The 21,647-nt window shown below is 60.8% G+C and carries 20 protein-coding genes and 1 tRNA gene; 1 reads left to right on the top strand and 20 read right to left on the bottom strand.

Annotated elements, in window-relative coordinates:
- Positions 1-92: 92 nt before the first annotated feature.
- The 16 genes from nuoI to BLS41_RS06315 form a co-directional block, all read right to left on the bottom strand.
- Positions 93-581: an NADH-quinone oxidoreductase subunit NuoI gene (gene nuoI / locus BLS41_RS06390; RefSeq protein WP_074763534.1), complete on the bottom strand. Its 489-nt coding sequence runs from the start codon at positions 579-581 to the stop codon at positions 93-95.
- A 15-nt stretch (positions 582-596) separates the two neighbouring features.
- Positions 597-1,661: an NADH-quinone oxidoreductase subunit NuoH gene (gene nuoH, locus BLS41_RS06385; RefSeq protein WP_074763533.1), complete on the bottom strand. Its 1,065-nt coding sequence runs from the start codon at positions 1,659-1,661 to the stop codon at positions 597-599.
- The gene (gene nuoG, locus BLS41_RS06380) at positions 1,662-3,995 is read right to left on the bottom strand and encodes an NADH-quinone oxidoreductase subunit NuoG (protein ID WP_074763532.1); all 2,334 of its coding nucleotides are present in this window, start codon (positions 3,993-3,995) and stop codon (positions 1,662-1,664) included.
- A gap of 111 nt (positions 3,996-4,106) precedes the next feature.
- A complete protein-coding gene (gene nuoF / locus BLS41_RS06375; protein WP_074763531.1) occupies positions 4,107-5,435 on the bottom strand; it encodes an NADH-quinone oxidoreductase subunit NuoF in 1,329 nt (442 codons plus the stop codon).
- The gene (gene nuoE / locus BLS41_RS06370; RefSeq protein ID WP_074763530.1) at positions 5,432-5,917 is read right to left on the bottom strand and encodes an NADH-quinone oxidoreductase subunit NuoE; all 486 of its coding nucleotides are present in this window, start codon (positions 5,915-5,917) and stop codon (positions 5,432-5,434) included. Before nuoE ends, nuoF begins: the two co-directional genes overlap by 4 nt.
- A 130-nt stretch (positions 5,918-6,047) precedes the next feature.
- Positions 6,048-7,301, bottom strand: coding sequence for an NADH-quinone oxidoreductase subunit D (locus tag BLS41_RS06365; RefSeq protein ID WP_074763529.1), 1,254 nt, complete (start codon positions 7,299-7,301; stop codon positions 6,048-6,050).
- Between the two features lie 9 nt (positions 7,302-7,310).
- Positions 7,311-7,913, bottom strand: coding sequence for an NADH-quinone oxidoreductase subunit C (locus BLS41_RS06360; protein WP_074763528.1), 603 nt, complete (start codon positions 7,911-7,913; stop codon positions 7,311-7,313).
- Between the two features lie 21 nt (positions 7,914-7,934).
- Positions 7,935-8,414, bottom strand: coding sequence for a NuoB/complex I 20 kDa subunit family protein (locus BLS41_RS06355; RefSeq protein WP_006052903.1), 480 nt, complete (start codon positions 8,412-8,414; stop codon positions 7,935-7,937).
- 63 nt (positions 8,415-8,477) lie between these two features.
- The gene (locus BLS41_RS06350; RefSeq protein WP_007175615.1) at positions 8,478-8,837 is read right to left on the bottom strand and encodes an NADH-quinone oxidoreductase subunit A; all 360 of its coding nucleotides are present in this window, start codon (positions 8,835-8,837) and stop codon (positions 8,478-8,480) included.
- 168 nt (positions 8,838-9,005) lie between these two features.
- Positions 9,006-9,090: transfer RNA gene (locus BLS41_RS06345), tRNA-Leu, on the bottom strand.
- A gap of 111 nt (positions 9,091-9,201) precedes the next feature.
- Complete coding sequence (gene secG / locus BLS41_RS06340; protein WP_074763527.1) at positions 9,202-9,588, bottom strand: preprotein translocase subunit SecG; 387 nt, start codon at positions 9,586-9,588, stop codon at positions 9,202-9,204.
- A gap of 77 nt (positions 9,589-9,665) precedes the next feature.
- Positions 9,666-10,448, bottom strand: a complete 783-nt coding sequence (tpiA, locus tag BLS41_RS06335; protein WP_074763526.1) for a triose-phosphate isomerase — start codon at positions 10,446-10,448, stop codon at positions 9,666-9,668.
- A gap of 121 nt (positions 10,449-10,569) precedes the next feature.
- Positions 10,570-11,586: an NAD(P)H-quinone oxidoreductase gene (locus BLS41_RS06330; RefSeq protein WP_074763525.1), complete on the bottom strand. Its 1,017-nt coding sequence runs from the start codon at positions 11,584-11,586 to the stop codon at positions 10,570-10,572.
- Positions 11,587-11,798: 212 nt separating this feature from the next.
- On the bottom strand, positions 11,799-13,934 hold the full coding sequence (pnp, locus tag BLS41_RS06325; protein ID WP_171910202.1) for a polyribonucleotide nucleotidyltransferase: 2,136 nt from the start codon (positions 13,932-13,934) through the stop codon (positions 11,799-11,801).
- A 358-nt stretch (positions 13,935-14,292) separates the two neighbouring features.
- Positions 14,293-14,565, bottom strand: a complete 273-nt coding sequence (gene rpsO, locus BLS41_RS06320; RefSeq protein ID WP_074763524.1) for a 30S ribosomal protein S15 — start codon at positions 14,563-14,565, stop codon at positions 14,293-14,295.
- 190 nt (positions 14,566-14,755) lie between these two features.
- Positions 14,756-16,093 (bottom strand): branched-chain amino acid ABC transporter substrate-binding protein, encoded by a 1,338-nt coding sequence (locus tag BLS41_RS06315; RefSeq protein WP_074763523.1) that lies wholly within the window; start codon positions 16,091-16,093, stop codon positions 14,756-14,758.
- Between the two features lie 189 nt (positions 16,094-16,282).
- Between BLS41_RS06315 and BLS41_RS06310 the strand changes: the two genes are divergently transcribed.
- Complete coding sequence (locus tag BLS41_RS06310; RefSeq protein ID WP_074763522.1) at positions 16,283-16,834, top strand: hypothetical protein; 552 nt, start codon at positions 16,283-16,285, stop codon at positions 16,832-16,834.
- 116 nt (positions 16,835-16,950) lie between these two features.
- Here the strand turns inward: BLS41_RS06310 and BLS41_RS06305 are convergent, their stop codons facing one another.
- The 4 genes from BLS41_RS06305 to ilvC form a co-directional block, all read right to left on the bottom strand.
- On the bottom strand, positions 16,951-18,498 hold the full coding sequence (locus BLS41_RS06305) for a 2-isopropylmalate synthase (RefSeq protein WP_074763521.1): 1,548 nt from the start codon (positions 18,496-18,498) through the stop codon (positions 16,951-16,953).
- 449 nt (positions 18,499-18,947) lie between these two features.
- Entirely contained in the window at positions 18,948-19,817 is an 870-nt protein-coding gene (gene pssA / locus BLS41_RS06300; RefSeq protein WP_074763520.1) for a CDP-diacylglycerol--serine O-phosphatidyltransferase, read from the bottom strand.
- A 23-nt stretch (positions 19,818-19,840) separates the two neighbouring features.
- A complete protein-coding gene (locus BLS41_RS06295) occupies positions 19,841-20,479 on the bottom strand; it encodes a phosphatidylserine decarboxylase (RefSeq protein WP_074763519.1) in 639 nt (212 codons plus the stop codon).
- A gap of 142 nt (positions 20,480-20,621) precedes the next feature.
- Complete coding sequence (gene ilvC, locus BLS41_RS06290; RefSeq protein WP_074763518.1) at positions 20,622-21,638, bottom strand: ketol-acid reductoisomerase; 1,017 nt, start codon at positions 21,636-21,638, stop codon at positions 20,622-20,624.
- Positions 21,639-21,647 lie beyond the last annotated feature (9 nt).

Below are 21,647 nucleotides of genomic sequence, written 5' to 3'. Positions count from 1 at the left end.
CCCGCGGCTTCCGGCCCGACAACAGGCCGTATTTGCTGCTTTTACTGCCGTATTTTTACTGCTGCTTTTTACTACTTCAACAGGCAGGCGCTTCAACGATACGGTGCATCTGCCGCTTTATTCGCAGCGATTTCCGCTTCGTAGCGATCGCCAACGGCCAGCAGCATCTCTTTCGTGAAGTAAAGATCGCCGCGCTTCTCGCCGTGATACTCGAGAATGTGCGTTTCGACGATCGAATCGACCGGGCAGCTTTCTTCGCAGAAACCGCAGAAAATGCACTTGGTCAGGTCGATGTCATAGCGCGTCGTACGGCGCGTGTTGTCCGCGCGGGGGTCCGATTCAATCGTGATCGCGAGCGCTGGGCACACTGCTTCGCACAGCTTGCAAGCGATGCAGCGCTCTTCGCCGTTCTCATAGCGGCGCAGCGCATGCAGACCGCGAAAACGCGGCGACATCGGGGTCTTTTCTTCGGGAAACTGCACCGTCACCTTGCGCTGGAACGTATAACGTCCGGTCAACGCGAGACCTTTGAGCAGTTCCGTCAGGAAGAAGGTTTTGAAAAAGTTTTGGATTGCGGTCATGGGTTCATCCGCCCTTTATTTCCAGATGTTCAACGGCGACATGATCCAGAAGCCGACCACCACCAGCCACACCACGCAGACCGGAATGAAAACCTTCCAGCCCAGACGCATGATCTGGTCATAGCGGTAGCGCGGAAACGTGGCGCGCGCCCAGATGAACACCGACAACAGCAAGAAGACCTTGAGGACGAGCCAGAAGATGCCCGGGATAAACGACAGGAACCCGAACGGAGCGCTCCAGCCACCAAGGAACAGTGTTGCAGCCAACGCCGAGATCACGATCATGTTGATGTACTCGGCGAGGAAGAACAGCGCGAACGCCATACCCGAGTAATCGATCATGTGACCCGCGACAATTTCCGACTCCCCTTCCACCACGTCGAACGGATGGCGGTTCGTTTCGGCGATGCCCGAGATGAAGTAGACGACGAACATCGGCAGCAGCGGCAGCCAGTTCCACGACAGGAAGTTCAGGCCGTGCGACGCGAAGAAGCCATGTTCCTGCGAACCGACGATACCCGACAGGTTCAGCGTGCCAGCGGTCATCAGCACGACGACGAGCGCGAAGCCCATCGAGATTTCGTACGAGACCATTTGCGCTGCCGCACGCATCGCGCCGAGAAACGCGTATTTCGAGTTCGACGCCCAACCGGCCAGAATCACGCCGTACACGCCGATCGACGAAATCGCCATCGCGTACAGCAGACCCGCGTTGATGTCGCCGAGCACAGCGCCCGCCTGGAACGGAATCACCGCCCAGACCGCGAAGGCCGGGACCACCACCATGATCGGCGCAATCAGATAGGTCCAGCGGCTAGCTTGAGCCGGCTGAATCACTTCTTTCAGCAACAGCTTCAGCACGTCGGCGATTGGCTGCAGCAAACCCGCAGGACCGACGCGGTTCGGGCCAATACGCACGTGCATCCAGCCGATCAGCTTACGCTCCCACAGAATCAGGTAAGCCACGCACAGCAGGATCACGACGGCTACCACCAGGATGCGCACCAGTGCCCACACCGTAGGCCATGCCACACCAAGGATCTGGGTGCCGCCCGAGTTGATCGTATCGAACAAGCTCATTTACGCCTTCTCCACCACCAGTTCACCGAACAGGCTGCCCAGCGCTGCACCGGCAGGCGTAGCCGCCGATACGCGGACGACCGTCTCCGCAAGATTCGCGTCGCGCACGGCCGGCAACTGCACCGATTGCTCGCCCTGGCGCACGCGCACTGCGTCGCCTTCCTTCAAACCCAGTTGGTCGAACAGCGCAGCCGGCAGGCCGACGGTGTTCGCGGCGCGCGCCGCTGCGGTCAGATGCAGCGAATCGGCACGGCGCACCAGTGCGTCGGCGTGGTAGATCGGCACGTTCGCGATACGCTCGAACTTGCCTTCAGCCGCCTTGACCGACTTACCGCGCGCAACTGCGACGCCCGTTTTGTTCGACAGACGCGATGTCAGTTCGCCGTTGCCGAGTGCGGCATTGCGCACTTCTTCCGACGTGTCGAATTCGAAGCCCGGCACGCCCAGCAAGCTACCCAGCACACGCAATACTTTCCATGCCGGACGCGTGTCGCCCAGCGGACGCACGACGCCGTTGAACGTCTGTACGGTGCCTTCGGCGTTGACGAAAGTACCGGCCGTTTCCGTGAACGGAGCGATCGGCAACAGCACATCGGCGTAGTCGGCGCCCGTCTGGAACGGCGACATCACCACGACCATTTCGGCTTGCTTCAGTGCGGCCAAAGCCTGCGCCGGGTTCGCCGTATCGAACTCAGGTTCGAAGTTCAGCAAGACATAGCCCTTGCGCGGCTGTTCGAACACTTCGCGAGCATTCAAACCGCCTTCGCCCGGCAGCGCATTCACGAGGTGTGCGCCAACCGTATTGGCCGCTTCCGGGAGGAAACCGAGCGTCGCGCCGGTGGCCTCTGCAATCCATTGCGCCGCTGCGTGAATGACCGCGAAGTCCGGATGACGGACCGCACCGTTGCCCAGCAGCACGAAGCGGCTCTGGCCCGAGGCGAGCGACTTGGCAACCTGCTTGTGAGCGTCGGTCGGCTGCGTGCCGCCGAAAGCTTCGGGCAACGCAACGCCGTTCGCTTCCGACACCGCGCCCGCAATACCCGCCAGTGCGTCGAGCCATGCTGACGGCGCTGCGACCACGCGTTGCGCTTGCGGAATCAATGCGTCGTCGCCGCTAGCCTGCACCAGCGTGAGCTTCGCGCCGTTCTTGGCGGCCTGACGCAGACGTGCTGCGAGCAACGGATGATCGCGACGCAGATCGGAGCCGATCACCAGCGCTGCGTCGACGTTCGACAGTTCGGCGATCGCCGCGCCGAGCCACGGGGCGCCGTTGACCGGTGCCGAGAAATCCGACTGGCGCAGACGGAAGTCGACGTTAGGTGTGCCGACCGCTTGCGCGAGTTGCTTCAGCAGGAACAGTTCTTCGACCGTGCTATGAGCGCTGCCGAGAGCGGCCAGCGCAGTCGCGCCATGGTCGCCCTTGATGCCCTTTAGACCCTTGACCACGTATTCAAGGGCGGTCTGCCAGTCGGTCTCGATCCACTTGCCGTCCTGCTTGAGCATCGGCTGTGTGAGACGTTCCGGGCTATTGAGACCTTCGTACGAGAAGCGGTCCTTGTCCGAAATCCAGCATTCGTTGATGGATTCGTTTTCGAACGGCAGAACGCGCATCACGCGATTGTTCTTCACCTGCACCACGAGGTTCGCGCCGACGGAATCGTGCGGGCTCACCGACTTGCGGCGCGACAGTTCCCACGTCCGGGCGCTGTAGCGGAACGGCTTGCTGGTCAACGCGCCGACCGGGCACAGATCGATCATGTTGCCCGACATTTCGGAGTCGACCGTCTTGCCGACGAACGACGTGATTTCCGAATGCTCGCCACGGCCCAGCATGCCGAGTTCCATCACGCCGGCCACTTCCTGGCCGAAACGGACGCAACGCGTGCAGTGGATACAACGCGACATTTCTTCCATCGAGATCAGCGGGCCGACGTTCTTGTGGAACACCACGCGCTTTTCTTCGCTATAACGCGAACCTGACTTGCCGTAACCGACGGCCAGATCCTGCAACTGGCACTCGCCGCCCTGGTCGCAGATCGGGCAGTCCAGCGGGTGGTTGATCAGCAGGAATTCCATCACGGCTTGCTGGCCCTTCACCGCCTTGTCCGACTTGGTGCGCACGATCATGCCCGCCGACACCGGCGTTGCGCATGCCGGCACAGCCTTCGGCATCTTTTCGACATCGACCAGACACATCCGGCAGTTGGCCGCAATCGACAGCTTCTTGTGATAGCAGAAGTGAGGGATATACGTGTCGACCTTATGCGCAGCCTGGATCACCATGCTGCCTTCGGGCACCTCTACTTTCTTGCCGTCTATTTCAAGTTCAACCATGATGGTCAATCTTCCTTAACCTGTTACCGCTCAATCGTTCGCCCCGTTCATCGCCCGTTTCAGCCGATGAATCCCGCGGTTGACGTGTTCGTCTGGTGCTTGTCTACTCAGTCAGGCAGCCACTGTTTCCGACGCCGCTGCGTGCCCGGCATGATCGCCGGTCAGGCAATGCTTGTGCGCGACGTGGTATTCGAACTCATCCCAGTAGTGCTTGAGCATGCCGCGAACCGGCATGGCCGCTGCATCGCCGAGCGCGCAAATCGTGCGGCCCATGATGTTTTCCGCGACCGAGTTCAGCAGATCCAGATCTTCAGGACGGCCGAGCCCATGCTCGATACGATGGACGACGCGGTACAGCCAGCCCGTGCCTTCGCGGCAAGGCGTGCATTGACCACACGACTCTTCGTAATAGAAGTACGACAGACGCAACAGCGAACGCACCATGCAACGCGTTTCGTCCATCACGATGACCGCGCCCGAACCAAGCATCGAGCCAGCCTTGGCGATCGAGTCGTAGTCCATGTCGGTGTTCATCATCATCTCGCCCGGAATCACCGGAGCCGACGAACCGCCAGGAATCACAGCCTTGATCTTCTTGCCGCCGCGCATGCCGCCGGCGAGATCCAGCAACGTCGCGAACGGCGTACCGAGCGGAACTTCATAATTGCCCGGACGTTCGACGTCGCCCGATACCGAGAAAATCTTGGTGCCGCCATTGTTCGGTTTGCCGATTTCAAGGTAATTCTGCGGACCGACTGCCAGCAGGAACGGCACTGCGGCAAACGTCTCGGTGTTGTTGATCGTGGTCGGCTTGCCGTACACGCCAAAGCTCGCCGGGAATGGCGGCTTGAAGCGCGGCTGGCCTTTCTTGCCTTCCAGCGACTCGAGCAGCGCGGTTTCTTCGCCGCAGATGTAGGCGCCGTAACCGTGGTGCGCATGCAGCTCGAACGAGAAACCCGAGCCCATGATGTTTTCGCCGAGGAACCCGGCGCGGCGAGCTTCGTCCAGCGCCTGCTCAAAGCGACGGTAGACTTCAAAAATTTCGCCGTGTATATAGTTGTATCCGACCGTGATGCCCATTGCATACGCACCAATGGCCATGCCTTCAATCAGCGCATGCGGATTGAAGCGCAGAATGTCGCGGTCTTTGAACGTGCCCGGTTCGCCTTCGTCCGAATTACAGACGAGATATTTCTGACCAGGGAACTGACGCGGCATGAAGCTCCACTTCAGACCGGTCGGGAAGCCTGCACCGCCCCGGCCACGCAGACCCGACGCCTTGACGTCGGCGATCACCTGCTCCGGCGGAATCTTCTCTTCCAGAATGCGTCGCAGCTGGGCGTAACCGCCGCGCGCCACATAGTCTTCGAGATGCCAGTTGTCGCCGTTCAGGCCAGCGAGAATCAGCGGTTTGATGTGACGATCGTGTAAAGCCGTCATTTCGAAAGCTCCTCGAGCAGCTGGTCGATCTTCGCGCGGCTCATGAAGCTGCACATGCGATGGTTGTTCACCAGCATCACCGGCGCGTCGCCGCACGAACCCATGCACTCACCTTCTTTCAGGGTGAACTTGCCGTCGGGCGTGGTTTCGCCGAAGTCGATGCCGAGCTTCTGCTTCAGATATTCCGCGGCGCCTTCGGCACCGCCGTCCGGGCCGAGTTGGCACGGCAGGTTTGTGCAGAGCGTGATCTTGTATTTGCCGACCGGCGAGGTCTCGTACATCGTGTAGAAGGTAGCTACCTCCTGCACGGCGACTGCCGGCATGCCGAGATAGTCCGCGACGAACTGCATGACGTCGGGCGACAGCCAGCCATGCTCTTCCTGAGCAACGGCCAGCGCCGACATCACGGCGGACTGTTTCTGATCGGCGGGGTATTTCCCGATCGCGCGATCGATTTCTTTCAGGCCTTCAGCTGAGATCATTTTCAGACACGACTCTTTCAATTCCTACCGAACGAAAACCCGTCGCTTACTTCAAGCTGCGACAGACCCGGCGTTCCTTTGCTTGACACGCGCTTCGACTCAATCCGAAACACGCACCGCTGAATACGTCCTAGCGATCCACTTCGCCGAACACGATGTCCTGCGTGCCGATGATCGTCACGGCGTCGGCGATCATGTGACCGCGCGCCATTTCATCCAGCGAGGACAGGTGCGCATAGCCCGGCGCGCGGATCTTCAGGCGATACGGCTTGTTCGCGCCGTCCGAGATCAGGTAGATACCGAACTCGCCCTTCGGATGCTCGACCGCCGCGTATGCCTCGCCTTCCGGAACGTGGAAGCCTTCGGTGAAGAGCTTGAAATGGTGGATCAACTCTTCCATGTTCGACTTCATACCGACGCGCGACGGCGGCGCAACCTTATGATTGTCGACCATTACGGGGCCAGGATTCTTACGCAGCCACTCAATGCACTGTTTCACGATTCGCGTGGATTGGCGCATTTCTTCGACGCGAACCAGATAGCGGTCATAGCAATCGCCATTTACGCCGACCGGAATGTCGAAATCCATCTTGTCATAGACTTCGTACGGCTGCTTCTTGCGCAGATCCCACTCGATACCCGAGCCGCGCAGCATTGCACCGGTCATGCCGAGTTGCAGCGCGCGTTCCGGGCTCACCACGCCGATACCGACCAGACGTTGCTTCCAGATCCGGTTGTCGGTCAGCAGCGTTTCGTATTCGTCGACGCATTTCGGAAAGCGCGTGAAGAAGTCGTCGATGAAGTCGAGCAGCGAACCTTGGCGGTTCTCGTTCATCTTCGACAATGCCTTCACATTGCGGATCTTCGATGCCTTGTATTGCGGCATCGCATCCGGCAGATCGCGATAGACACCGCCCGGACGGTAGTAGGCCGCGTGCATCCGTGCGCCGGATACCGCTTCGTACACGTCCATCAGGTCTTCGCGCTCGCGGAACGCGTACAGAAACACCGCCATCGCGCCGACGTCGAGCGCGTGCGCGCCGATCCACATCAAGTGGTTCAGCACGCGCGTGATTTCGTCGAACATCACGCGGATGTATTGCGCGCGCACCGGCACTTCGATGCCGAGCAGCTTCTCAATCGCCATCACGTAGCCGTGCTCATTGACCATCATCGACACGTAGTCGAGACGGTCCATGTACGGCACGGACTGGATAAATGTTTTGGTTTCGGCGAGCTTTTCAGTCGCGCGATGCAGCAGGCCGATGTGCGGATCGGCGCGCTGGATGACTTCACCGTCGAGTTCCAGCACGAGGCGCAACACACCGTGCGCAGCCGGATGCTGAGGACCGAAGTTGAGCGTGTAGTTCTTGATCTCTGCCATGGCGTTCTCTTAGTGTTTCAGACCGCCATAGCGATCCTCGCGGATCACGCGCGGCGTAATTTCCCGCGGCTCGATCGTCACAGGCTGATAGACGACGCGCTTTTCTTCCGGGTCGTAACGCATTTCGACGTAACCGGAGACAGGGAAATCTTTACGGAACGGGTGACCAATGAAACCGTAGTCGGTCAGGATGCGGCGCAGATCCGGGTGACCTTCGAAGACGATACCGTACAGGTCGAATGCTTCGCGCTCGTACCAGTTGACCGAATTCCAGATTTCAACGACGGACGGCAGGATCGGCACTTCGTCATCGGGTGCGAACACGCGCAGGCGCAGACGCCAGTTGTTCTGCACCGACAACAAATGGAGAACGGCCGCGAAACGCGGGCCGTCGTAAGCGCCGTCGGCGTAGGTCTGATAGTCGACGCCGCAAAGGTCGACGCATTGCTCGAAACCGAGCGAACGGTCGTCGCGCAGACGGGTTGCAACGTTGAGGTAGTCGGCCGTCTTCACGACGATCGTCACTTCACCGATTGCTTCGTTGATGCTCAACAGGAGGCCGCCAAAGGCCGCCTCGAGGTTCGCTTTCAGGGTCTCGAGTTTGCTTGCCATATTGTGGGGGAGGCGTTGGCCTTATTGACGGGCGATTGTGTTGGTGCGGCGAATCTTGGCCTGCAACTGGATCACGCCGTACACCAGCGCTTCCGCAGTCGGCGGACAACCCGGCACATAAACGTCAACCGGAACGATCCGGTCGCAGCCACGCACTACCGAATACGAGTAGTGGTAATAGCCGCCGCCGTTCGCACACGAGCCCATCGAGATTACCCAGCGCGGCTCAGCCATCTGGTCGTAGACCTTGCGCAGAGCGGGCGCCATCTTGTTGCACAGCGTGCCGGCGACGATCATCACGTCCGACTGACGCGGACTCGGACGAAACACCACGCCGAAGCGGTCAAGGTCATAACGGGCAGCGCCCGCATGCATCATCTCGACCGCACAACACGCCAGACCGAACGTCATCGGCCACAGGGAGCCGGTGCGCGTCCAGTTGATCAGTTTGTCAGCCGTCGTGGTGACAAACCCTTCCTTCAAGACCCCTTCGATACTCATTTGCTTTCCACTCCAGACGGGGCGGCAAGCCTTGGCCACCCACGCAAACCGGCGATTAATCCATCATTCCCAGTCGAGGCCGCCCTTCTTCCAGATGTAGGCGAAGCCCAGCAGGAATTCGAGCAGGAAAATCATCATTGCCATGAAGCCAGGCCAGCCGATGTCGCGCAGAGCTACGCCCCACGGAAAAAGGAATGCGGTTTCAAGGTCGAAAATGATGAAGAGAATGGCGACGAGGTAATAGCGAACATCGAACTTCATGCGCGCATCTTCGAATGCTTCGAAGCCGCACTCGTACGGTGCGTTCTTCTCTGTATCGGGCTTGTTGGGACCAAGAATCTTACCGATACTGACCAGCGCTACGCCTAAACCGGTGCCTACGATGAGGAACAACAAGACGGGGAAATAGGCTGCGAGGTTCAAGACAATCCTCAATCGGTTGGTTCGGTTCTGAGTGCCGACAGGAGCATAGCACTCCTGCCGCGAAATCACTTCCGAAACGCACATGCCACAAGCCCTACTTAAGCCGTGCCCAGAAGTGAAAAATGCCAGCCGAAGCTGAAGCAAGCGGCTGGCATTTAGATAACATTTTGGTGCCGACGGCGAGACTCGAACTCGCACAGCTTTCGCCACTACCCCCTCAAGATAGCGTGTCTACCAATTTCACCACGTCGGCACTGCATGCAATCCGGGAAAACAACTTGTAACCCGCGAATCGCTTCAAGACTTAGATTGTAACTTGTTTAAACAGATTGTTCAACGCACAAGAGACAAATTGCCGCGAAATTTATTTCGGTACGTCGGTAGCCGGGACCGATGCAGGCGATGCCGGCAGGGCAGCCGAACCTGCGACCGGCGCAGAGGCCGACGGTGCTGCCGAGGCCGCAACCGGAGCCGTCACTGCCGCGCCCAGCAAGCCTGCCGAAGGCTTCGACCGATATGCGCCGAGGTACGTCAACGTCAGCGTCGTGACAAAAAATACCGCTGCGAGCACTGCGGTTGTACGCGACAAAAAGTTTGCCGAGCCAGTCGCACCGAACAGACTGCCCGATGCGCCGCTACCAAAAGCAGCGCCCATATCGGCGCCTTTGCCGTGTTGCAGCAAGACAAGGCCGATGACCCCAAGTGCCGACAACAGCTGAACGACGATAATCAATGTTTTCAAATACAGCATCACACTCACCTGAGTCTTTATTTAACCGCGCGACACGCTGTGTTGCACGGGATGGAGTCACCACCAAAGCGCCCTGCTTAACCGGCGACGCTCGTTGCGGCCGCCGCCTTGCAGATCGCCAGGAAATCCTGGTCTTTCAACGACGCGCCGCCAATCAGGCCGCCATCGATATCCGGTTGACGGAACAGCTCTTCCGCGTTCTCCGGTTTCACGCTGCCGCCGTACAACAACGGCACATCCGCTACTGCCTCGCCCTTCGCCGCCAGGCGCGCACGCAGGAACGCGTGAACGGCCTGAGCCTGCTCCGACGATGCACTCTTGCCCGTGCCGATCGCCCAGACCGGCTCGTACGCGACGACCAGGCGGGCCGCTTCCTGCACCGACAATTTCGCCAGCACTTCGTCGAGTTGCGAACCAACTACCTGCTCGGTCGATCCGGCTTCGCGCTCTTCGAGCGTTTCACCGACGCAGACGATCGGCGTCAAACCCGCTTCCAGCGCGCGCTGCGTTTTCACCGCCACCAGCTCAGCGCTTTCGCGATGATAGGCGCGACGTTCCGAGTGCCCGACAATCGCGAGCGTGGCGCCGAAATCCACGACCATCGGCGCAGCCACTTCACCGGTATAGGCGCCGTGCGTGAACGCAGACACGTCCTGCACGCCCCACGCGACACGACCACCTTCCAGCAACGACTGGGTTTGCGCCAGATAAAGGCTCGGCACACACACGCCGACGCGCACGTCGGCCGGCAATTCGCCCGCGCCTTGCGATACAGCCTGCAACAGCGTGGCATTGGCGGCGAGACGCCCGTGCATTTTCCAGTTACCGACTACCAGCTTGGCTCGTTGTTGTTTCGACATCGTCTCGTCTTGTCTTGGCGGCGGACTTTGTTTGCGCTTACAGTCCGCCTTTCGGATTCATTCGGCGTGCGCAAAACGCGCAATTTTACTGCGTGGGGTGGATCGGGTCAAACCGACCGTGTCAACTATCCTGACCCCAAGCGAGCACGATCTTGCCGACGTGCGTGCTGCTTTCCATCAATGCATGCGCTTCGGCGGCCTGCGCAGCGGGAAACACGCGATAGATCACCGGCTTGATGCGGCCCGCTTCGAGATGCGGCCACACCTGCTCTTTCAATTGCGCGGCAATTTTTGCCTTGAATTCGATCGGCCGCGGACGCAGCGTCGAACCGGTCACCGTCAGACGGCGACGCAAGATGTCGTTCAGATTCAGTTCCGCTTTCGCCCCGCCGAGCAACGCAATTACCACGATGCGGCCGCCGTCAGCCAACGCCGTGAGTTCGCGCGGCACGTAGCTGCCGGCGACCATGTCGAGCACCACGTCGACACCGCGATCGTTGGTCAGCGACTTGATGACTTCGACGAAATCTTCAGTCTTGTAGTTGATCGCCCGCTCGGCGCCCAGCGCCTCACAGGCGCGGCATTTTTCGTCCGACCCTGCAGTCGCGAACACCCGAAAACCCAGCGCATGCGCGATCTGGATCGCCGTCACGCCGATGCCGCTCGAGCCGCCCTGCACCAGCAGCGTTTCGTTCGGCGCGCCTTCGCCCTTGCCGAGCTGAGCGCGGTCGAACACATTGCTCCACACCGTGAAGAACGTCTCGGGCAAAGAAGCCGCCTCGATATCCGACAAACCCGCCGGCACCGGCAAGCATTGCAGCAACGGCGCGCTCGCATATTCCGCGTAACCGCCACCGGCCATCAGCGCGCAGACGCGATCGCCGATCTTCAGACCGAACGGATTGTTCTTTTCGTCGATCGTGCCGCCGACAATCTCACCCGCCACCTCCAGGCCAGGCAGATCCGATGCACCGGGCGGCGGCGCATAACCGCCCTTGCGCTGGAACACGTCCGGACGGTTGATACCGGAAGCCGCCACCTTGATCAGCACCTCGCCCGCCTTCAACTGCGGCGTGGGCCGCTCGGCGAGCTTGAGGACTTCCGGCGCACCGAATTCGGTGATTTCGATCGCTTTCATCTGCGTCAACTCCAAGATTGGATTGCGTTGCACACCCGTCGCACGTTCGCGGCCTGCCGATCACGAAGCGCAATCGTCTAACCTTCGACAACGCGCTCCATACAAATAGAGTACCCGCTTGTCTCCATTCGCACGCGTCTGCAACGCAATCCACCCTGCATAAAAAACGGCCGGCGCGTATGCACGCTGCCGGCCGTTGTCCCGCTACCGCATTACTGCGGCGTCGGCTCGCCTTGCGGCGCGTCGTTCAGCAACGCCTTGGCCGACAAACGCACGCGGCCCTTTTCGTCCGTCTGGATGACCTTGACCTTCACTTGCTGGCCGTCCTTCAGGTAGTCGTTGATGTCCTTGATACGCTCGTTGGCGATCTCGGAGATGTGCAGCAGACCGTCCTTGCCCGGCAGGATGTTCACGATCGCGCCGAAATCGAGCAGCTTGAGCACGGTGCCTTCGTACACCTGACCCACTTCGACTTCCAGCGTGATGTTCTCGATACGCTTCTTCGCTTCGGCCATCCCTTCGCTGCTCGTGCTGGCGATGGTGACGACGCCGTCGTCCGAAATATCGATCGTCGTGCCGGTTTCTTCGGTCAGCGCGCGGATCACCGAACCACCCTTGCCGATCACATCGCGGATCTTTTCCGGATTGATCTTGATGGTGATCATGCGCGGTGCGTAGTCCGACAGCACCGTGTTCGCGCCCGACACCGCCGAGGTCATCTTGCCGAGGATGTGCATACGGCCTTCCTTCGCTTGCGCGAGGGCGACCTGCATGATTTCCTTCGTGATGCCCTGGATCTTGATGTCCATCTGCAGCGCGGTCACGCCTTGTTCCGTACCCGCCACCTTGAAGTCCATGTCGCCGAGGTGATCTTCGTCGCCGAGGATGTCGGTCAGAACTGCAAAGCGGTTACCTTCCAGGATCAGGCCCATTGCGATGCCGGCGACGTGCGCCTTCATCGGCACGCCGGCGTCCATCAGTGCGAGGCAGCCGCCGCACACCGAAGCCATCGACGACGAACCATTCGATTCCGTGATTTCCGACACAACGCGAATCGAGTAGCCGAATTCGTCGGCGCTCGGCAGGCATGCAGCCAGTGCGCGCTTGGCCAGACGGCCGTGACCGATTTCACGGCGCTTCGGCGAACCGACGCGGCCCGTTTCGCCGGTTGCGAACGGAGGCATGTTGTAGTGGAGCATGAAGCGTTCGCGGTACTCGCCTTCGAGCGCGTCGATGTTCTGCTCGTCGCCCTTCGTGCCCAGCGTGGCCACCACCAGCGCCTGCGTTTCGCCGCGCGTGAACAGTGCCGAACCGTGGGTACGCGGCAGCACGCCGGTACGGATTTCGATCGGACGAACCGTGCGCGTGTCGCGGCCGTCGATACGCGGCTCGCCGTTCAGGATCTGCGTACGGACGATCTTCGCTTCGATGTCGAACAGCACATTGCCGACGGTCGCCTTGTCCGCTGCTACCGTGCCGCTTGCGGCTGCGTCTTCTTCCAGCTTCTTCGACGTCGCTGCGTAGACTTCCTTCAGCTTGGCCGAACGTGCCTGCTTGTCGCGGATCTGGTAAGCCGCGAGCAGATCGGCTTGTGCCAGTTCGCCCACGCGTGCGATCAGCGGCTCGTTTTTCGCTGCCGGCTGCCAATCCCATTCCGGCTTGCCGCCTTCACGGACGAGTTCGTGGATCGCGTCGATCGCGATCTGCATTTGCTCGTGACCGAACACGACGCCGCCGAGCATCACTTCTTCGCTCAGTTGCTGCGCTTCCGATTCCACCATCAGCACCGCGCGTTCCGTACCGGCGACGATCAGGTCGAGCGCCGATTCCTTCATTTGCGGACGCGTCGGGTTCAACACGTATTCGTTGTTGATGTAGGCCACGCGTGCTGCGCCGACCGGGCCGTTGAACGGCAGACCGGACACGGCGAGTGCCGCCGACGCGCCGATCAGCGCGGGGATGTCAGCGGGGATTTCCGGGTTCAGCGACAGGACGTGGATCACGACCTGGACTTCGTTGTAGAAGCCTTCCGGGAACAGCGGGCGCAGCGGACGGTCGATCAGGCGCGAGGTCAGCGTTTCGCCTTCCGACGGACGGCCTTCGCGGCGGAAGAAACCACCCGGAATCTTGCCGGCTGCGTAGGTTTTTTCGAGGTAATCGACGGTCAGCGGGAAGAAGTCCTGACCCGGCTTGGCCGTTTTAGCGCCGACCACGGTTGCCAGCACGACGGTGTCTTCGATGTCGACGATCACCGCACCGCTCGCCTGACGGGCGACTTCACCGGTTTCGAGGCGAACGTTGTGTTGTCCCCACTTGAACTCTTTGACGATCTTATTGAACATAGTCATTGCTTTTCCTCATCGTAGTGCCGCGCGAACCAGAAGCGGCGCGGCAACGCCAGGACCGGCGCCACATGGGAAGAGTAGTGTTATGCCATTCCAGAGAACCACGCCCTACGTCGAGTACGCGCGCGAACCGCTGGAATGACACAAAGCTCCGCCCCTGAAGCCCGGCCGTATTGCTTGTTTTGCTGCTTTTTCTACTGCTTTTTTCTACTGCCTGCCCTGCTTTTTCCTGCCTCCGCCGCATGAACCGGCACGCTACTGCGAATGGCAGGCAATGCGCGTCACATGAAGCGCACCGCGCAAAAACAAAATGCCTGTATCAGTGGAACTGACACAGGCATCTTGCTGAACGACTGGCCGATTACTTACGCAGACCCAGCTTCTCGATCAGGGTGCGGTAACGATCCGCGTCCTTACCCTTCAGGTAGTCGAGCAGCTTACGACGGCGGCTCACCATGCGCAGCAGACCGCGGCGGCTGTGGTGATCCTTCGAGTGAGCCTTGAAGTGAACGGTCAGTTCGTTGATGCGGGTCGTGAGCAGCGCGACCTGAACTTCGGGGCTGCCGGTGTCGTTAGCTGCGCGTGCGAATTGCGCAACGACTTCGGACTTCTTGCTTGTTTCAACTGCGGACATGTCGATTTCCTTAAGAACTAGACAGGCGGTCACGGAAGAAAGGCCGTGCCGTGGATTACCCCGTTTGCCAGCCAGCGAGCCTCACATCGAGACGACACTGCCTTACAACGGGACGCGTATTGTAGCACAGCACGATCCGGCCGCGAACCCCGCTGGCCGGATCGTGCGAGGCACCTGCGTGCCACGCGCGTCAGGGACGCTGCATCTTGCAGACGGTCGGCAAAACAGTGCGATCGGCCGGCAAAGCCAGCACCGTGCGGAAGCCGTAGCCTGAGCCTTCATTATCGAAATGCACGCCGGGCGTGCCGGCTTTGTCCATCTGCATCACGTAAAGGGGTTGAATCAGTTGATGGTCGTCGGCGCGCATCCACGAAGCGTGGAAGCCGTTGTCGAAGCGAATGCCTTCGAGCGCGCGCGCCACTGCAGTCGGGTCCGCGCTGCCGGCGCGGCTCATGGCCGCGGCGAGCGTCTCGATCATCAGCGGCATGCGCAACACCGGGTAGTCGTCCTGCGCAGCCGGGAAACGGGCCCGGAACGCGGCGTACCAGGCGTCGGAGGCTGCGCCGCCCGCATTCGGATGCCAGTCGGCAACCGCAATCACATGGCCGACGCCCGCGTCTCCCAAGGCAGCCGGCGCGCCCAGGCTGTTGCCGTAGAAGGTGTAGAACTTCGTGTCCAGCCCCTGCTCGCGCGCCGCTTTGACCAGCAGCGTCAGGTCGTTGCCCCAGTTGCCGGTGATCACGGCGTCCGCCCCGCTGGCACGAATCTTCGCGATATAGGGCGCGAAATCCTTTACGCGGCCAATCGGATGGAATTCGTCGCCGACCACCGCAATATCGGGGCGCTTCGTCGCCAGCGTCGACCGCGCAAGGCTGCTGACGTCATGACCAAAGCTGTAGTCCTGGTTCAGCAGATACACCTTCTTCACCGCTTTATCGCGCTGGATCACGTCGACCAGTGCGTCCATCCGCATGCCCGCGTGTGCGTCGAAACGGAAATGCCAGAAGCTGCAACTGGCGTTGGTCAGCGCGGGGTCGTCGGCGGAATAGTTGAGGAACAGCTCGCGATTGCCCGGCTCGCGGCTGTTCTGCTTGTCGATCGCGCCGATCAGCGCGGCGGCCACCGCTGAACTGTTGCCCTGCATGATGTAGCCGATATGGCGGTCGGCAGCCGCGCGCAGTTGTGTGAGCGCCTCTTCGGTGCTGCCTTTGCTGTCGAGCACGACCAGTTCGAACGGATGCGCGCCGTCGGCGAGCTTCACGCCGCCCTGCGCGTTCACCTGTTCCACGCCGAAACGCAGATTGCGCTCGACCGCCGCGCCCGCGTTCGCGAACGGGCCGGACATGCCTTCGATCAACGCCAGCTGGATCGGTGTTCCCGTGGGTTTGCCGCCGGGCTTGCCTGAGACGGATCGGTTCGCAGCCTCGCTTGCAGGCGAATTTGCCGCCGCCCCCGCTGCCGCGTGCGCCACCCCGCCCATTGAAATCGCCACCAGCGCCGCTGCTGCCGCCTGTTGCCACTTCGTCATCGTCACTGCCCCGCTGGAATCGCCAAAGCGCGGATCATAGGACGACCCGGACGGAATAAGCAAGCCGCCGCATCCGTTACCGTACTTTGCGGCCAGCCTGTACGAAGCGCGGCTCTTTTGCCGCAGCGCGTGTCAAAATAATGCGTCTCGATGATAAAAACTGCGACCTGGATGCCATCGGAGGAATATATGTTCAACCGCCACCCCTTTCCGGCGGGCTCGACCAAGGCGCCTGCCTTCGGACGCCTGCGCCGCGCGGCGCTCGTCTGCCTGAGCGCACTGACGCTTGCGGGCTGCGTCCAGCCCTGGCAGCAATACCAGCAAGGCGCCGACGCATCGACGATCGTCGCGCGCCTCGGGCCGCCGCGCGAAACTTACGACCTGCCGAATGGCGGCAAGCGTCTGATGTGGCCGACCCAGCCAATGGGCGAAACCACCACCGCCGCCGATATCGATGCAGCCGGCAAGATCGTGAATGTGCGCCAGGTGCTGCAGCCCAATGAGTTTTACCGGGCGGAAATCGGCAAATGGACCAAGAGCGACGTGCTCGTCAACTTCGGCCGCCCGGTCGAAACAGCGTATTTTCCGCTGATGAAGCGTGAGGTCTGGACTTACCGCTATCTCGAAGACAACGTCTGGTACATGATGTACAGCTTCTATTTCGACGAACAGGGCATTGTTCGGCTGACGCAGAAAACGCCTGATCCGCTGCACGATCCGGATCGGCGCGCGTTGTTCTGAGCGTTTGCTCCAACCCGACACCGACCGATGCGGCAAAGCAAAAAGCCCCGCGCCTTGACCGGCGCGGGGCTTTTCACATTCAGCGCATCGCAGTCACATCGCGCACGGCGGATGCATCACTCCGAGCGTTGCGGATTCAGCTTGTCGACGTTCGAATAAAGCTTGTTCAACGCCGAGATATACGCCTTCGCCGAAGCCGCGACGATATCCGGATCGGTGCCCACGCCATTAACAATGCGCCCGCTCTTCGACAAGCGCACCGTCACTTCGCCCTGCGCCTGCGTGCCAGTGGTGATCGCATTCACCGAGTACAACAGCAGTTCCGACCCGCTGCCCACTTCCGTTTCAATTGCGTTGAGCGTGGCGTCGACCGGACCGTTACCGCGCGCTTCGCCGGTGATCTCCTTGCCTTCCACCGAAAACACGATCTTCGCGTGCGGTTGCTCGCCGGTTTCCGAATGCTGCGATAGCGACAGAAACTTGTAGTGCTCTTTCTGCTGCGCCTCGGCCGATTCCTCCGTGACGATCGCGATGATGTCTTCGTCGAAAATTTCCGACTTGCGGTCAGCCAGTTCCTTGAAGCGCGCGAACGCCGAGTTCAGTTCCGCCTCGCTATCCAGTGCGATGCCGAGTTCCTGCAGGCGTTGTTTGAACGCGTTCCGGCCCGACAGCTTGCCGAGCACGATCTTGTTCGCGCTCCAGCCGACGTCTTCGGCACGCATGATTTCGTAGGTGTCGCGCGCCTTCAGCACGCCGTCCTGGTGAATGCCGGACGCATGCGCAAACGCGTTCGCGCCGACCACCGCCTTATTCGGCTGCACGACGAAACCGGTGATCTGCGATACCAGCTTCGACGCGGGCACGATTTGCGTGGTGTCGAGTCCGATATCGAGGCCGAAGTAATCCTTGCGCGTTTTCACCGCCATCACGATTTCTTCGAGCGACGTGTTGCCCGCGCGCTCGCCGAGCCCGTTGATCGTGCACTCGACCTGCCGCGCGCCGCCAATCTGCACCCCGGCCAGCGAGTTCGCGACCGCCATGCCGAGGTCGTTATGGCAATGCACCGAGAACACCGCCTTGTGCGAGTTCGGAATGCGCTCACGCAGCGTTTTCACGAGCTGGCCGTAGAGTTCGGGCACGCCGTAACCGACCGTATCCGCGATGTTGATGGTGGTCGCGCCCTCGGCGATCACCGCTTCCAGCACGCGGCACAGAAAGTCCATGTCGGAGCGGCTGCCGTCTTCCGGGGAAAACTCGACGTCGTCGGTGAACTTGCGGGCAAAACGCACCGCCAGCCTCGCCTGCTCGAACACCTGATCCGGCGTCATGCGCAGCTTCTTCTCCATATGCAGCGGCGACGTCGCGATGAACGTGTGGATACGGAAATGATCGGCGGGCTTGAGCGCGTCGGCTGCGCGCTGGATGTCTTTGTCGTTCGCGCGGGCCAGTGAACAGACCGTGCTGTCCTTCACGAGACCTGCGATGGTCTGGATCGCGTCGAAGTCGCCGTTCGAACTGGCCGCGAAGCCGGCTTCGATCACGTCCACCTTCATCCGTTCGAGCTGCTTCGCGATACGGATTTTTTCCTCTTTCGTCATCGATGCGCCGGGCGATTGCTCGCCGTCACGCAACGTGGTGTCGAATATGATCAGTTTGTCGGACATGTCGGAACTCCTGGGGAGCCGTTCGATTGTAGGGAGCGGATTTTGGAGCCTGGCGATTCACATAACCACCGGCGACGCCCGTCCGCGAATGTAGCAGGCGGATGGCAAATGGCGAGCATCAGGACAGGCACGGCAGTCGGCGTGGTGCCCCGGCACGGCGCGGACGAGCATCATGCAACTGCGTGCCCACGCGTCGGCACCGGCACTGGCTCGGCTTGCTGCGGCCAATCGCCTCGTAGACACTTGCCGCGAGGCTTGCAACAAGGCCCAGGCGGGAGCCTGCACAAACACCTCAAACGACTATAACGGCATTCCCAACACCGTGCAATTAGCGTCGATCCCGCGTGAAAAGAGCGCTGAAAGGGCTTTTTCGACCGAATCCAAACGAAAAACGGCAGCCCGAAGGCTGCCGTTTCTTACTACGGGAACAGTAGACGCTGCGTGCGCGGCTACCGGTCGTGCGCGACCGAACGCGCCGGATTTGCCCTGCCCCGCAACGCCTGATAACCCCAGAATACGTAGCCCGACAGACCGTACAGCACGAACAGGCCGAACAGCATCAGCGGCGGATCGGACGACACCAGCACGAACGCGACCACCACCAGCAGAATCACGCCGAACGGCACGCGATGCCGGACATCGAGCGCCTTGCCGCTGTAGAACGGCGCGTTCGACACCATCGTCACACCTGCGTAGATGGTCAGCACAAAAGCGACCCACGGCAGCCACACCAGCTTGAGCGGCACGCGGTTGTCGGTGGCGAGCCACACGAAACCAGCGATCAGCGCCGCCGCAGCCGGACTCGGCATGCCCTGGAAGAACCGTTTGTCGACCACGCCGATGTTCGTATTGAAGCGCGCGAGCCGCAAAGCCGCGCCCGAACAGTAGACGAACGCCGCGAGCCAGCCCCAGCGGCCGAGGTCTTTCAGGATCCACTCGTACATCACCAGCGCAGGCGCCACGCCGAACGACACCATGTCCGACAGGCTGTCGAACTGCTCGCCGAACGCGCTTTGCGTATGCGTCATGCGGGCGACGCGACCGTCCATGCCGTCGAGCACCATCGCCACGAAAATCGCGATCGCCGCGATTTCGAAGCGCACGTTCATGGCCTGCACGACCGCGAAGAAACCGCAGAACAGCGCGGCCGTGGTGAACGCATTCGGCAGCAGATAAATGCCGCGTTTTCTCAGGAACTGCTGACGCTGCGCGCGCCGGCTATCGACAGCCGACGACTCCGCCACGATCGGCTTGTTACGGCGGAACGGACGCGGCAGCTGTCCGCTGTTACGGGGTCGACGCGGTTTGAATGCGGCCATTCGGAAACCTCCTGTATGCCGCTTTAGAGTTCAGCGAGGATCGTGGACGACGCGGAAACCTTCTCGCCGATCGACACACGCGGACGGCTGCCCAGCGGCAGATACACGTCGACACGCGAGCCGAACCGGATGAATCCGTAACGCTGGCCACGGGTAAGCGGCTCACCTGCGCGTACGTAGCAAAGAATGCGCCGCGCGATCAAACCGGCGATCTGCACCGACGTCACCGTCTGACCGCCCGCCATTTCGATCACGACCGCATTGCGTTCGTTTTCGGTCGACGCTTTGTCCACCGCTGCATTCAGATACGCACCCGGGAAGTATTCGACCTTGGAGATCGCGCCGTCTACCGGCGAACGTTGCGAGTGAACGTTGAAAACATTCATGAACACGCTGATCTTCAGCGCTTCACGGTTGGCGTACGGATCATGCGCGGTTTCGACTGCGACGATGCGGCCATCGGCCGGGCACAGCACGGCGTTCGCCTGGGTCGGGATCGGCCGGGCCGGGTCGCGGAAGAACTGCACGACGAAGATCAGGATCAGCCAGAAGAGCCACGCAAAACCGAACCCCGCGAAGGCGTGAACCAGTAATGCAACAACGGCCGCGATGGCGATGAACGGCCAGCCTTCTCGCGCGATGATCGGATGAGGGTAATTCATGGATGGCTTCTGTATTTTTGTAAAACCGTAGGATAGCAAAAGCCGCCCAGGGTTCAGCACTCCTGGGCGGCTTTTTGATCTTTCCGGGCGTGACGGCGCTGCGCTAGCAGCACATCATGCGCCGGACTTCAGCAATCAATGCTTAGTTCTTCGACTGGTCGACCAGCTTGTTCGCAGCGATCCACGGCATCATCGAACGCAGCTTTGCACCGACCGTTTCGATCTGGTGTTCAGCCGTCAGACGGCGACGCGATTGCAGCGTCGGTGCGCCAGCCTTGTTTTCGATGATGAAGCTCTTTGCGTACTCGCCCGTCTGGATGTCGGTCAGCACAGCCTTCATCGCCTTCTTCGTTTCAGCCGTCACGATACGCGGACCCGTCACGTACTCGCCGTATTCGGCGTTGTTCGAGATCGAGTAGTTCATGTTCGCGATGCCGCCTTCGTAGATCAGGTCGACGATCAGCTTCAGTTCGTGCAGGCATTCGAAATACGCCATTTCCGGCGCGTAGCCAGCTTCAACCAGCGTTTCGAAACCAGCCTTGATCAGGTCGACCGTACCGCCGCACAGAACAGCCTGTTCGCCGAACAGGTCGGTCTCCGTTTCTTCGCGGAAGTTCGTTTCGATGATGCCGGCACGGCCGCCGCCGTTCGCCGCAGCGTACGACAGAGCGATGTCACGTGCTGCGCCCGACTTGTCTTGCGCAACAGCGATCAGGTGGGGCACGCCGCCACCTTGCGAGTAGGTGCCGCGAACCGTATGGCCCGGTGCCTTCGGCGCGATCATGATCACGTCGAGGTCGGCACGCGGAATCACCTGACCGTAGTGAACATTGAAGCCGTGCGCGAATGCCAGCGCTGCGCCTTGCTTGGCGTTAGCGTGCACTTCCTTTGCGTAGACTTCTGCGATCTGCTCGTCCGGCAACAGCATCATGACGACGTCTGCGCCCTTGACGGCTTCTGCCACTTCCTTGACTTGCAGGCCGGCGTTCTCAGCCTTGCTCCACGATGCGCCGCCCTTACGCAGGCCAACGGTGATGTTCACGCCGCTTTCCTTCAGGTTCAGCGCGTGAGCATGGCCTTGCGAGCCGTAGCCGATGATGGTGACTTGCTTGCCCTTGATGAGGGAGAGGTCGGCGTCCTTGTCGTAGAAAACTTTCATGTCAGTTCC

It is taken from the genome of Paraburkholderia fungorum, from assembly GCF_900099835.1.
In the GTDB taxonomy this organism is placed as follows: Bacteria; Pseudomonadota; Gammaproteobacteria; order Burkholderiales; family Burkholderiaceae; genus Paraburkholderia; species Paraburkholderia fungorum_A.
Note: the sequence above shows the minus strand (reverse complement) of the source record. Positions and strands in the feature narration are given on the sequence as shown.